This window comes from Bradyrhizobium sp. UFLA05-108 (assembly GCF_059803455.1).
Window position 1 is genome coordinate 25,019 of the sequence record NZ_JBANAZ010000032.1, and the last position, 13,064, is coordinate 38,082.

The 13,064-nt window shown below is 64.5% G+C and carries 12 protein-coding genes and 1 pseudogene; 5 read left to right on the forward strand and 8 right to left on the reverse strand.

What is annotated here, in order from left to right; translation table 11 throughout:
* Positions 1–169: 169 nt before the first annotated feature.
* The 3 genes and pseudogenes from SO140_RS23175 to SO140_RS23185 all read left to right on the forward strand — a co-directional run bounded on the left by SO140_RS23175 (position 170) and on the right by SO140_RS23185 (position 1,625).
* Positions 170–1,018, forward strand: coding sequence for a metallophosphoesterase family protein (locus SO140_RS23175; RefSeq protein WP_449382253.1), 849 nt, complete (start codon positions 170–172; stop codon positions 1,016–1,018).
* 11 nt (positions 1,019–1,029) lie between these two features.
* A pseudogene (locus SO140_RS23180) lies at positions 1,030–1,221 on the forward strand (transporter substrate-binding domain-containing protein); the annotation flags it as partial.
* A gap of 59 nt (positions 1,222–1,280) precedes the next feature.
* The gene (locus SO140_RS23185; RefSeq protein WP_284265801.1) at positions 1,281–1,625 is read left to right on the forward strand and encodes a RidA family protein; all 345 of its coding nucleotides are present in this window, start codon (positions 1,281–1,283) and stop codon (positions 1,623–1,625) included.
* Between the two features lie 112 nt (positions 1,626–1,737).
* On the opposite strand, the gene SO140_RS23190 is transcribed toward SO140_RS23185, so the two are convergent.
* The 4 genes from SO140_RS23190 to SO140_RS23205 all read right to left on the reverse strand — a co-directional run bounded on the left by SO140_RS23190 (position 1,738) and on the right by SO140_RS23205 (position 5,413).
* On the reverse strand, positions 1,738–2,178 hold the full coding sequence (locus SO140_RS23190) for a hypothetical protein (RefSeq protein ID WP_498543170.1): 441 nt from the start codon (positions 2,176–2,178) through the stop codon (positions 1,738–1,740).
* The gene (gene curA, locus SO140_RS23195; protein ID WP_449382255.1) at positions 2,175–3,197 is read right to left on the reverse strand and encodes an NADPH-dependent curcumin/dihydrocurcumin reductase; all 1,023 of its coding nucleotides are present in this window, start codon (positions 3,195–3,197) and stop codon (positions 2,175–2,177) included. Before curA ends, SO140_RS23190 begins: the two co-directional genes overlap by 4 nt.
* A 287-nt stretch (positions 3,198–3,484) precedes the next feature.
* Positions 3,485–4,978: an IMP dehydrogenase gene (gene guaB / locus SO140_RS23200; RefSeq protein WP_449382256.1), complete on the reverse strand. Its 1,494-nt coding sequence runs from the start codon at positions 4,976–4,978 to the stop codon at positions 3,485–3,487.
* A 186-nt stretch (positions 4,979–5,164) separates the two neighbouring features.
* Complete coding sequence (locus SO140_RS23205; protein WP_449382257.1) at positions 5,165–5,413, reverse strand: hypothetical protein; 249 nt, start codon at positions 5,411–5,413, stop codon at positions 5,165–5,167.
* A 162-nt stretch (positions 5,414–5,575) separates the two neighbouring features.
* On the opposite strand from SO140_RS23205, the gene SO140_RS23210 reads away from it, so the two are divergent.
* Positions 5,576–7,069 carry an MFS transporter gene (locus SO140_RS23210; RefSeq protein WP_449382258.1) on the forward strand — a complete coding sequence of 498 codons (1,494 nt, stop codon included), beginning with the start codon at positions 5,576–5,578 and terminating at the stop codon, positions 7,067–7,069.
* 410 nt (positions 7,070–7,479) lie between these two features.
* Here the strand turns inward: SO140_RS23210 and SO140_RS23215 are convergent, their stop codons facing one another.
* The 4 genes from SO140_RS23215 to SO140_RS23230 all read right to left on the reverse strand — a co-directional run bounded on the left by SO140_RS23215 (position 7,480) and on the right by SO140_RS23230 (position 10,395).
* A complete protein-coding gene (locus SO140_RS23215; protein ID WP_449382259.1) occupies positions 7,480–7,941 on the reverse strand; it encodes a VOC family protein in 462 nt (153 codons plus the stop codon).
* Between the two features lie 136 nt (positions 7,942–8,077).
* A complete protein-coding gene (locus SO140_RS23220) occupies positions 8,078–8,488 on the reverse strand; it encodes a GFA family protein (RefSeq protein WP_449382260.1) in 411 nt (136 codons plus the stop codon).
* Positions 8,489–8,633: 145 nt separating this feature from the next.
* Positions 8,634–9,314, reverse strand: a complete 681-nt coding sequence (locus SO140_RS23225) for an RlmE family RNA methyltransferase (RefSeq protein ID WP_449382261.1) — start codon at positions 9,312–9,314, stop codon at positions 8,634–8,636.
* A gap of 1 nt (position 9,315) precedes the next feature.
* Entirely contained in the window at positions 9,316–10,395 is a 1,080-nt protein-coding gene (locus tag SO140_RS23230) for a Ppx/GppA phosphatase family protein (RefSeq protein WP_449382262.1), read from the reverse strand.
* A 215-nt stretch (positions 10,396–10,610) separates the two neighbouring features.
* Here SO140_RS23230 and SO140_RS23235 point away from each other — a divergent pair, with 215 nt between their 5' ends.
* Positions 10,611–12,980, forward strand: coding sequence for a xanthine dehydrogenase family protein molybdopterin-binding subunit (locus SO140_RS23235; RefSeq protein ID WP_449382263.1), 2,370 nt, complete (start codon positions 10,611–10,613; stop codon positions 12,978–12,980).
* The last annotated feature ends 84 nt before the right edge of the window (positions 12,981–13,064 follow it).

The following is a 13,064-nucleotide window of genomic DNA, read 5'->3' on the forward strand; positions in this document are numbered from 1 at the left end:
ACCGTCATTAGCCGGCGCCGCTAGCCCTGACAATCAACGACTTGAACCGCCGTTCCCGCATCTGCCACCAACTATCGATAGTTTAAGCGATTTTGGCCTTCGCCGCCGCGCGCGAGCCGCGTGCTGTGACCGTCACGGTTCCGACGTCTGTCGGGACTAACATGGCGCCATGTCCGAATTCCGCCTGACGCAGATCTCAGACACGCACCTTGGCCGCCGCTTCCCGGGCCTCATCGCGAACTTCCAGCGGGTCGCTGGGCACATCGACGCCGCCCGGCCCGATCTCGTCGTCAACACTGGCGATGTGTCCTTCGACGGCCCGACCAGCCGCGACGACATGGAGTTTGCAAAAACCCTTCACGACGCGCTGCCCGCGCCGTGCCGCTATCTGCCGGGCAATCACGACATCGGCGACAATCCGACCGCGATCGGGCCCGCACCCGCGCCTCCGGTGGACGAAGCGCACCGCCGGCAATTCTGCTCCGTCTTCGGCCACGACCATTGGCAGTTCGAGGCGGCCGGCTGGTGTTTCATCGGCCTCAACTCGCTGGTGATGAATTCGGGACTTGGGTTCGAGCCCGAGCAGTTCGACTGGCTCGCCTCGCAATTGTCTCGCGCAGACGGCAAGCCGATCGCGCTTTTTGTGCACAAGCCGCTGTTCTTGAACAGACCCGACGACCCCGAGACCGTCGACACCGCGATCCGCTACGTGCCCCAGCCGGCGCGGCAGCGCCTGATCGAGATGATGGCTGGCGCCGATGTCCGCCTCGTCGCCAGCGGGCACGTCCATCAGCGGCGCGATTTCACCTATGGCCGCACAAGGCATGTCTGGGCGCCCTCCGCCGGCTTCGTGATCTCCAGCGATACGCGCCAGGTGCGGATCGGGATCAAGGAGACCGGACTGGTCGAATACCGCTTTCAGCCCGACGGTTTTGAGGTGCGCCACGTCAGGGCGGCCGGACAGGTCGACGTCGACATCGAGGAATTGCTGGCGCAGATGGGCCAGCCTCATCCCTAGGCCGCGCTCTTCAGAACGCGACCAAGGAGGTCGAGCTGAAATTCCTGATCCGCCAGTCGCCGGCCCATGTCGGCGTGCGCCAGGGTGAGCAGAACCTGCTCAACTGGATCAACACCGACATCTTCACGAACAAGCTCAACGGCAAGCTCGGCGCGCTGCATCTCAAATGGTTCAAGGAAGAACAGTTGCTGCCGACATTGTAAGCTTGGGCAACGCTCCTGCGCGCCGTGCGCGGGAGCTCACCTTCACGAGGAGAATTCAGATGATCAAACGTTACGTCGTCGGCCCCCGTATGAGCCAGGCCGTCGCCGCCGGCGGCATGGTGCACATTGCCGGTCAGGTCGCCGATGACCGCAAGGCCGGCATCGTGTCGCAAACCCAGCAGGTGCTCGCCAAGATCGACGCGCTGCTGAAGGAAGCCGGCTCCGATCGCTCCAAGCTCGTGGCGGTCAACGTCTTCCTGCCGCACATCACCGATTTCGACACCATGAACTCGGTCTATGACGCCTGGATCGATCCGGCCAATCCGCCTGCGCGCGCCTGTGTCGAAGCCCGTCTCGCAGATCCCGATCTGCGCGTCGAGATGACCGCAGTCGCCTTGCTCTAAAGGCCCTTTGTTCCAGCCTTCGGCCGGCGTCGGCGACGACGCGGCCCTGAGGCCATCCATGCATACCGCACTTTTTCACGAGATCCTGGTCGAGCGCGGCAGCGTCTAACGCTTACGCGACATCCCTCAGATCCTGCTGGATCGCGGCCAGCAGCGATTGCAGGGCGTCGCTGTTCACGGGCTTTGCACTCGCGACCACCCGCGGCGCGGGGCGCTTGGGAAAGACCGGCCGGGCCGGAAATGGCGGCGGAGACAGCGCTGCGGCTGCCGTGCTTTCGGCCTCATCATCGCTGTGAACGAACTTGCCATGCAGCACGTCGTCGTGACGGCCCATGATGAACATGGTCGCCCAATAGCCGGCGGCCAGCACAATTACGCTGAAAATACCAATCTCTAACATCATCGCACCAAAATATGCGCGATGATTCAATGCCTTCGCCGGCCCGTCAATGAACGGAGGGTCACACCTGCGGCTTTTACGGGCCGGTGTTGCCGATTGGTGACTCTTTGTGAACCAGGCGCCGGCGCGCGGAGGCCGGCGACCGCCCATCAAGTCTTATCCGGCCCGACCCGAACGAGTTGCTTGCCGAAATTGGCGCCCTTCAGGAGGCCCATGAAGGCGCCGGGCGCACTGTCCAGGCCCTCGGTGACGAACTCCTTGTACTTGACCTTGCCCTCGCGGACCCAGGCGGACATGTCGCGCAGGAAGTCGCCGTGGCGGGCGGCAAAGTCGCTGACGATGAAGCCGCGGAAGGTCAGCCGCTTGGTCAGCGTCGCGCGCATCATGCTGGCTGCCCATTTCGGCGGCTTGGCCTCGGTGTCGTTGTAATGCGCGATCAGGCCGCAGACCGGCACGCGAGCGAAGGCATTGAGCTGCGGGAAGACCGCTTCGAACACCGCGCCGCCGACATTCTCGAAATAGACGTCGATGCCCTTGGGGCATGCGTCCTTCAGCCTGGCCGCGAGATCGGTTTCGCGGTGATCGACGCAGGCATCGAAGCCGAGCTCCTTCACAACGTAGTCGCACTTGTCCTTGCCGCCGGCGATGCCGACTGCACGTGCGCCCTTGATCTTCGCGATCTGGCCGACGGCCGAGCCCACCGCGCCGGAGGCGCCGGCCACGACGACGGTCTCGCCGGCTTGCGGCTTGCCGATGTCGAGCAGGCCCGTATAGGCGGTCATGCCGGGCATGCCGAGCACGCCGATCGAGGTCGAGATCGGCGCCAGCTTCGGATCGACCTTGATCAGTCCCTTGCCGTTCGAGACCGCATGCGTCAGCCATCCGGCGCGCGTGCGCACGATGTCGCCCTTGGCGAAATCGGCATTGTTGGAGGCTATCACCTCGCTGACCGTCTCGCCCTCCATCACGCCGCCGATCGGCACCGGCGCGGCATAGGACGGACCTTCGCTCATGCGCCCGCGCATATAGGGATCGAGCGACAGCCAGATCGTGCGCAACAGCACCTCGCCTGCGCCCGGCGTTGGGACTGCGAATTCCTCGATGCGGAAATCAGACGGCTTTGGCTCGCCAACGGGACGCGCGGCGAGAACGATGCGCTTGCCTTGGGACATGATGGCTTCCTCACTGTTTTATTCGTCATAGCGAGCGAAACGGAGGGAACGAGGCGCGTCAATACAAAAGGACTAGATTGGGGGATGACGGTGGCGCGCACGCGCTCACAATATTCTCGGTGTCATCGCCCGCCTTGTGCGCAATTGCGCACTGGAGCGGGCGATCCAGTATTTCAGAGGCGGTGATGGATACGGAGAAGCCGCGGCGTACTGGATGCCCCGCTTGCGCGGAGCATGACAGCGATACGCGAGGCGAGCGCGCGAAAACCAGCGCGCAGCCCGGACGCCTAACCCCCGCCCGGATAGTTCGGGGCTTCGCGCGTGATGGTGACGTCGTGGACGTGGCTTTCGCGCAGGCCCGCGCCGGTGATGCGGACGAAACGCGCCTTCTCATGCAGATCCTTCATGTCGCGCGCGCCGACATAGCCCATCGCGGCGCGCAGGCCGCCGGCGAGCTGATGCATGACGTTACCGACCGGCCCCTTGTAAGGCACCTGGCCCTCGATGCCTTCGGGCACGAGCTTCAGGGTGTCCTTGATGTCCTGCTGGAAGTAGCGATCGGCCGAGCCGCGCGCCATCGCGCCGACCGAGCCCATGCCGCGATAGGCCTTGTAGGAGCGGCCCTGCCACAGGAACACCTCGCCGGGCGTTTCGTCGGTGCCAGCGAGCAGCGAGCCGACCATCGCAATGTCGGCACCGGCCGCGAGCGCTTTCGCGAGGTCGCCGGAGAACTTGATGCCGCCGTCGGCGATCACGGGAATGTCCGCCTTCTTCGCCGCTTCCACCGCATCCATGATCGCGGTGAGCTGCGGCACGCCGACGCCAGCGACGATACGCGTGGTGCAGATCGAGCCCGGGCCGATGCCGACCTTGATGCAGTCCGCGCCCGCATCGATCAGCGCCTGCGCGCCGTCTTCGGTCGCGACGTTGCCGGCGACGACCTGCACCGAGTTGGACAGACGCTTGATGCGGTTGACGGCATGGAGCACGTGACGGGAGTGACCGTGCGCGGTGTCGACGACGACGAGATCGACGCCGGCGTCGATCAGCCGCTCGGTGCGCTCGAAGCCGGTATCGCCGACGGTGGTCGCGGCAGCGACCCGCAGGCGGCCCTGCGCGTCCTTGCAGGCGAGTGGATGGGCGACCGCCTTCTCCATGTCCTTGACGGTGATCAGGCCGACGCAGCGATACTGGTCGTCGACGACGAGCAGCTTTTCGATGCGATGCTTGTGCAGCATTCGCCTCGCTTCATCCTGGCTGACATTCTCTCGTACCGTGACGAGATTTTCGTGCGTCATCAGCTCGGAGACTTTTTGCCGGCGGTCGGTGGCAAAGCGCACGTCGCGGTTGGTGAGGATGCCGACCAGCTTGCCCGGCGTGGTCTTGCCCGCGCCGGTGACGACGGGAATGCCGGAGATGCCGTGATCGCTCATCAGCTTGAGCGCGTCGTCCAGCGTGGCGTCGGGGCTGATGGTAAGCGGGTTCACCACCATGCCCGACTCGTATCGCTTGACCTGCCGCACCTGCGCGGCCTGCCCTTCGGGATCGAAATTGCGGTGGATGACGCCGAGGCCGCCGGCCTGCGCCATGGCGATCGCCATGCGGGCCTCGGTGACGGTGTCCATGGCGGAAGCCATGATCGGGATATTGAGCGGAATGGCGCGCGTGACGCGAGAGCGGATGTCGACCTCGGATGGAAGCACGTCCGAGAGGCCCGGCTTCAACAGCACGTCGTCGAACGTAAAGGCTTCGCGGATGCCTTGAAGTTGCACCGTGGCCATATGCCAACTCCTTCCTGCGGCCGTGCCGCAAATGCTTATGGATGAGCGCCGCCCTCGGCGTACCTTGCGGCAGCACCGTCGAATCGGAGCCCATCGGTGGGGTTGACGCCGGTCGATAGCACGGCCGGGTGACGAATCAAAGCAATTCGGCCCGATTGCCAGCCATGCACAGGCTTTTTTGCGCCTTTAGCGCGGATAACCTGGCGGCGGGCCGTGCTGGCGAATCGCGTCCACGACCTCCCGATGCCGCCGGTCCTCCCGCTTCATGTGCACCGCGATGACCGCATGCGCCGACGGGACCAGCAGCAAAATATGGAAAACCAGGCCGAAAATCACGCAAACCACGCACAGGACGAGGTTGAAGATCGCCGAGAACGGCTGCCCGTTCAGGAGCAGCCCGATCGGCGGAAGAAGCGCGGCAAGGATGTAGATCATCGCGGGATCTCCAGCAGGCGCTGCAACCCGGGACACAGTCTGGGGGCCGCACCGTCACGCAGGATTTAGGTGCTATGCGCGGTTCCGCAATGGTCTCGAAGCAGCGACGGTGTTAAGCCGCATCGCTCACCTCTCCTTCCGATTTTCCATTAAATATCCGTCATGTCGGTCAACAAGCAACGCGTGATCCCGCTGATCGTAGCGACCGCCCTGTTCATGGAAAACATGGACTCGACGGTGATCGCGACGTCCCTGCCCGCGATCGCCGCCGACATCGGCACGAGCCCGCTGACGCTGAAGCTCGCGATCACCTCCTATCTGTTGTCGCTGGCGGTGTTCATCCCCGCGAGCGGCTGGACCGCCGACCGGTTTGGCGCGCGGCTGGTGTTTGCCATCGCGGTGGGCGTGTTCATGGTCGGCTCGGTCGGCTGCGCGCTGTCGGGCTCAGTAGTCGACTTCGTGTTCGCGCGCATTCTCCAGGGCATGGGCGGCGCGATGATGACGCCGGTCGGGCGGCTCGTGCTGCTGCGTTCGATCGACAAGAGCGACCTCGTCAACGCCATGGCCTGGGTCACCGTTCCCGCGCTGATCGGTCCTGTGGTCGGCCCGCCACTCGGCGGCTTCATCACGACCTACGCGTCGTGGCACTGGATTTTCCTGATCAACCTGCCGATCGGTCTGCTCGGCATCTTCATGGCGCTGCGCTACATCGATCCGATCAAGAGCGAGGCGCAGGAGCCGTTCGATCTCAAGGGCATGCTGCTCGCGGGCATTGGACTTGCCGGTATTGCCTTCGGCCTGTCGGTCGCGGGCCTCAATCTGCTGCCCTGGAGCACCGTGCTCGCGCTGGTCGCGGGCGGCGCGATCTCGATGACGCTCTACGTCGTGCATGCGCGGAAAACCGGATCGCCGGTGCTGGACTTTTCGCTGCTGAATCTCGCGACGCTGCGCGCGGCCGTCATCGGCGGATTCATGTTCCGGCTCGGCATCGGCGCGCTGCCATTCCTGCTGCCGCTTCTGATGCAGATTGGCTTCGGGCTGACGCCGTTCCATTCGGGCCTCGTGACCTTCGCCTCTTCGCTTGGCGCCATGGGCATGAAGACGCTGGCCGCGCGCCTCATCCGCGCCTTCGGCTTCCGCAACCTGATGACGGTGAATGCGATCATCAGCGCATTCTTCCTCGGCGTATGCGCGCTGTTCACGGTGACGACCCCGCTGCTCATCATCATGGTCATCCTCGTGGTCGGCGGTTTCTTCCGCTCATTGGAGTTCACCGCGATCAACACGGTTGCCTATGCGGAAGTCGAGGCTCCGCAGATGAGCCGCGCGACCACGCTCGTCAGCGTGAACCAGCAACTCGCCGTCTCCGCTGGAGTCGCGGTCGGCGCCTTCTCGGTGGAATCGACGATGTGGTTCCGCCACGTCACCGAGATCGACGCCACCGTGTTCTGGCCCGCTTTCATCGTCGTCGCGCTGACGTCGGCGGCCTCGAGCTGGTTCTTCTGGCAGATGCCTCAGGACGCCGGCCACGAGATCTCCGGCCGCAAGGCGGTCGAGATCGCCAGCCGCAAGGGCGCCGCCAAGAGCGCGGCGAGCGCCGCCGTCAAGGCGGCGACGGAGGATACGCAGGACATGCGGGATCAGCGCCTGGGGTAGGCGAAAGCAGAGTGCCAATCCCTCATCCTGAGGAGCGCGGAACGCGCGTCTCGAAGGATGAAGGCCCCGCCGGTGGCCTCGCCCTTCGAGACGCCGCTACGCGGCTCCTCAGGGTGAGGGTCAGCCGCCTGAATTCACTACTCTCGCGCAGCGTCGAGCCGTTTCGGAAGCGGCTCGCCAAAAATCCGGAAAATAACCCATGCAAAGTAGCAGGGAGCGCCGCGACCTACTTCGTATTTTTCGAACTCGCTTGACGCGTCGGGCAAATCATTGGCAATATGCGACCGTGGCGCAATTCGCGAAAGTCTAAAGGACCCGTCCGAAAGCGGCATTCAATTGGGCGTAGGGCAGCGTCGGCGCACGGGTTAGGCCGAGCGCCTCGGCGCCTTGAGCTTGATCATTTGAAGCCGTTACCCGTTCTGCGTTCCATCCACGTAGCCGCCGCCAATCTGTGTTCCTGGAGCGAGCAGCCCTTTGCCGGGAACATGATTGATCTCCAGCCTCGTGCCGTCTGGATCCTCGAACAGCACCGAGTAGTAGCCGGGAGCAAAACTGTCGTCTCGCGGTTCGTGGATGATATGTACGCCGATCTTTACGAGGAAGTCATACGCCTCGTCGACATCGGCACGCTCTCGCGCGCGGAAACAGTGGTGATGCAATCCAACGGAGCCCTGGCGGAATCGTTGGCCAACATACTCCTCCGCGGGCGCATGAACGCCAAATCCCGTACGGCCGCCGACACAATAGAAGGTGTTCACCGTGTCGGCCACGATCGTAAGGCCCATAAACGGTAGTAGTTGTCCGTAGAAGGCACGTGCGGCTGGAAAATTTCCAGCCGTGATGAATGTGTGGGCAACGCCATTGATTTGCATGCTCGGTCCTCCCGCAAATATCCATTTTCGCAATGATCAATTTTACGAACAATAGTCTGGGCATGCTTAGGTCCGCTGCACCTCAGATAGCGGCGCAATAGCCGACCTCGCCAGAAGTTCGAGTTGGGCCATCCCACTACGACCGTCCTCGTGGAAAGTGTTGAACGGGCTCAGGGATCACAACCCAATCGTGCTTGCCTTCCTCCCAAACTGACCGAACGGGAGCCGGGTATGTTGGATCGCATATCGCCCCGACAACGATCCCGATCAAGGTGGGATGCTTTCCGGCACGGGCATAGACGGTAGACCCGCAGGTTGGGCAGAAGAATGTCTCGAACGTGCTACCTGTTGCAGTCGGCCTCTCATAGCGGGTCGCCTCGCCTGTGATCTTGACGCTATCATTGGAGTAGTAGGCTAGTACGCCGAACGGCGACCCGCTTCGCCGCTGACAGTCGCTGCAATGACAAGCGACAACCGACGAGCTCGGGCCCGGTAAATTCACGGAGAGCTGCCCGCACTGGCACTTGGCATCCATCGTAGACTCCATTGCTTCCTTCCTGGCACAGTAGCGCTGGGCACAAGGTCCGCAATGGATCAAAATGAAGGGCTCAACGTCAGTAGCGGATCTCAATGAAGTCTCTGTCCGCTACTTCGCTGACGCCACGAGCGGGCTGGTGAATGACGGTCGCGCCCTAGTTGTTGCCGCGGAACCCCGTCGCCAGCACGTAGCGCTCCGACGAGTCCTGCCTACTCGCCGCCGGCTTGACGTGCCGCACGGTCGCAAAATCGCGCTTGAGCTGGGCGAGCAGCTCGGCGTCGGCGCCGCTCTGGAATGTCTTGGCGAGGAACGTCCCACCGGGCTTCAGCACGTCACAGGCAAAGGCCGCTGCTGTCTCGACGAGACCCACGATGCGGAGCTGGTCGGTCTTGCGGTGGCCGGTGGTGTTGGCGGCCATGTCGGACATCACGATGTCGGCGCCGCCGCCCAGCATCGCGGTGAGCTTGTCCGGCGCCGCGTTGTCCATGAAATCGAGCTTCGCGAAATCGACGCCGGGAATCTCCGGCATCTCCAACAGATCGATCGCGACGACCTTGCCCTTGCCGTCGACCGAGCCGACGCGCTTGGCCGCAATCTGGCTCCAGCCGCCGGGCGCGGCGCCGAGATCGACCACGGCCATGCCGGGCTTGAGAAGGCGGAATTTGTCGTCGATCTCGAGCAGCTTGAACGCGGCCCGCGAGCGATAGCCTTGTGCCTTGGCCTTGGCGACATAGGGATCGTTGAGCTGGCGCTCCAACCAAAGCTTCGACGACAGCTTGCGCTTGCCGCCGGTCTTGACCTGGACGTGCAAGCGGCCGGTGGTGTCTTTCGCCATCTCACCAGCTCCTGAGCGCGCCGTCCTCGCGCATCATCTCGACCAGCATGCCCTCGCGAAGGCCGCGGTCAGCGACGCGCAGGCGCGGCAGCGGGAAGGCGCGGCGGATGGCATCGAGAATGGCGCAGCCGGCGAGCACGAGATCGGCGCGCTCGATGCTGATGCAATTGTTGCCCGCGCGCTCCTCATAGCTCATGCCGAGCAGCCTGTTGATGGTTGCCGTGATGTCGGCATCGTCCATCCAGATGCTGTCGATGCGACGGCGATCGTAGCGCGCGAGATTGAGGTGAATGCCGGCGAGCGTCGTCACCGTGCCCGAGGTGCCGAGCAGATGCATGTCGGCGAGATCGCGGCCATGCTCCTCGGCAAAGGGGGCGACATGCCGGGCGACCTCCTCTTCCATCGCCGCATAGGTCTTCCGCGTCACGTCGCGGCCGCCGAAGTGCTCGGCCAGCGTGACGACGCCAAGCGGAATCGACATCCAGGCCTTTATGCGCGGCTGCGGATTCTCGTCGGCCGGGTCGCGCTCGATACGCACCAGCTCGGTCGAGCCGCCGCCGATGTCGAACAGGATCGCGCCGCGCCCCCTGGGGTCGACCAGCGGCGAGCAGCCGAGCACGGCGAGCGCGGCCTCGGTTTCGCGGTCGATCACCTCGAGCTCGATGCCCGTCTCTGCCGCGACGCGACTGCGAAAGCCTTCCGCGTTCGACGCGGCGCGGCAGGCCTCGGTGGCGATCAGCCGCAGCCGCTTGGCCTTGCGCAGCTCGATCTTGTCGCGGCAGATGCTGAGCGCCGCGATGGCGCGCTCGATCGCGGCCTCGCTGATGCAGCCGGTGGCCGAAACACCCTCGCCGAGCCGGATGATGCGCGAGAAGGAATCGACCACGCGAAACCCGTCATTGGTCGGACAGGCGATCAGCAAGCGGCAGTTATTGGTGCCGAGGTCCAGCGCCGCGTAGACGCCGGTTCCCGACATTTGCGCAGGGACGGCGGTCGGTTCGACGGCCAGTGCCGCCGCAGCCATCGTCCCCAGCTCTCCGTGCGGCGCAAGGCCGTCGCGGAGCCGCGTGTGGTCATTCATACAAACTGTCTTTCCACGGCCCGAAAGGGCCGACCCGGAATTGCTTTTTCGCGGGAAACTTTAGCAGCGCTTGGGCCTCGCGCAACAACCCATCACAATGGGACCATGCCTATTCGTGCGTTGTCGTGAACGGGCCCGTGCGTTATCTGAACGGGGGTCCGGGCCTTCCGCCGCCCGCGAAACCCGCGCAAAAGCCGGCTTTTCAGGTCATTTCAATGCAAGAACACACCAAATCGTCTTCGCTCGAAAACGCTATTGCACTGCAAAAATACGGCGTCGGACAGCCGGTCCGGCGCAAGGAGGACGATACGCTGGTCCGCGGCTTGGGCCGCTATACCGACGATTTCAACCTGCCGGGCCAGGCCTATGCCGTGATCGTTCGCTCGACCCACGCCCATGGCGTGATCCGTGGCATCGGCACCGAGGCGGCCAGGGCGATGCCGGGCGTGCTGGGCGTGTGGAGTGGCACCGACCTTGACGCCGCCGGCTACGGCCCGTTCACCTGCGGCCTGCCGCTGAAGAACCGCGACGGCTCGCCGCTGCTCCAGACCAACCGCCAGCCGCTTGCGACCGACAAGGTCCGCTTCGTCGGCGATCCCATCGCCTTCGTGGTGGCGGAAACGCTGGCCCAGGCGCGCGATGCCGCGGAAGCCGTCGAGGCCGACATCGAGCCCCTGCCCGCGGTCACCGATCCCGAGGAAGCCGCGCAAACAGGTGCGCCGCAGCTTTACGACCACATCCCCGGCAACGTCGCGCTCGACTATCACTTTGGCGATGCCGAGAAGGTCGAGGCGGCCTTCGCCAGCGCCGCGCATGTGACCAGGCTCGACATCGAGAATACCCGCGTCGCCGTGGTCTCGATGGAGCCCCGCGTGGGGCTCGCCTCCTACGACAAGAAGACTGAGCGCTACACGATCCAGGTGCCGACGCAGGGCGTTTCGGGCAACCGCGCCAATCTCGCCAAGAACCTCAAGGTGCCGAACGACAAGGTGCGCATTCTCACCGCCAATGTCGGCGGCTCCTTCGGCATGAAGAACATCAACTACCCCGAATACATGTGCATCCTGTTTGCGGCGAAGACGCTGGGCCGTCCGGTAAAGTGGACCGACGAGCGCTCGACGAGCTTCCTTTCCGACAGCCACGGCCGCGCCCAGAAGATCCACGCCGAGCTGGCGCTCGATGCCGAGGGTCATTTCCTCGCAGCAAAGCTCTCCGGCTACGGCAATCTCGGCGCCTACATCACCGGCGTCGCGCCGAGCCCGCTCTCACTCAACACCGGCAAGAACTTTTCCAGCGTCTACCGCACGCCGCTGATGGCGGTCGACATCAAGACGGTGTTGACCAACACCACCTTGATGGGCGCCTATCGCGGCGCCGGCCGGCCCGAGGCGAACTACTACATGGAGCGGCTGATCGACCGCGCCGCCGACGAGATGGGGATCAGCCGGCTGACCTTGCGCAAGCGCAACTTCATCAAGCCGAACCAGATGCCGTTCCCGGCTTCCTCCGGCGTGACCTATGACAGCGGCGACTTCCAGGCCGTGTTCAACAAGGCGCTGGAGCTGTCGGACTATGAGAGCTTCTCCAAGCGCAAGAAGGAGAGCAGGAAGAGCGGCAAGCTGCGCGGCATCGCCATCGGCTCCTATCTCGAGGTCACCGCCCCTCCCGGCGTCGAGCTCGGCAAGATCGTGTTCGATCCCGATGGCACGGTGCAGCTCATCACCGGCACGCTCGACTACGGCCAGGGCCACGCGACGCCGTTCACGCAGGTGCTGTGCGCGCAGCTTGGCGTGCCCTTCGAGAACGTGAAACTCGTGCAGGGTGACAGCGACATCGTGCACACCGGCAACGGCACCGGTGGCTCGCGCTCGATCACCGCGAGCGGCATGGCGATCGTGGAATCCTCCCGCCTCGTCATCGAGAAGGGCAAGCGCGCCGCGGCGCATTTCATGGAGGCGTCCGAGGCCGACATCGAGTTCGCCGACGGCCGCTTCACCATCGCGGGCACCGACCGCAGCATCAACATCATGGACTTGGCCAAGCGCCTGCATGACGGCAAGGTGCCGGAGGGCGTGCCCTCCTCGCTCGACGTCGACCACACCACCGAGCCGGTGCCGTCGGCCTTCCCGAACGGCTGCCACGTCGCGGAGGTCGAGATCGATCCGGACACCGGCGTGGTGGAGATCGTGCGCTATAGCGCGGTGAATGATTTCGGCACGGTGATCAATCCGATGCTGGTCGCGGGCCAGCTCCACGGCGGCGTCGTCCAGGGCATCGGCCAGGCGCTGATGGAGCATGTCCGTTACGACGAGAGCGGTCAGCCGATCACGGGTTCGCTGATGGACTACGCGCTGCCGCGCGCGGAGGACGTTCCGTTCATGAGCGTCGGTGATCACCCGGTGCCGGCCACGAGCAATCCGCTCGGCACCAAGGGCTGCGGCGAGGCTGGCTGCGCGGGCAGCCTGTCGACGGTGGTGAACGCGGTGGTCGACGCGCTCTCCGACTACGGCATCAAGCACATCGACATGCCCCTGACGCCGGAGCGCGTGTGGCGGGCGATTCAGGACGCGAAGGGGACGGCGTGAGGGACGGCATTTTCGCCTCACACCTACCACTGTCATCGCCCGGCTTGCCCGGGCGATCCAGTACGCCGCAGCCGTCGTAATAGA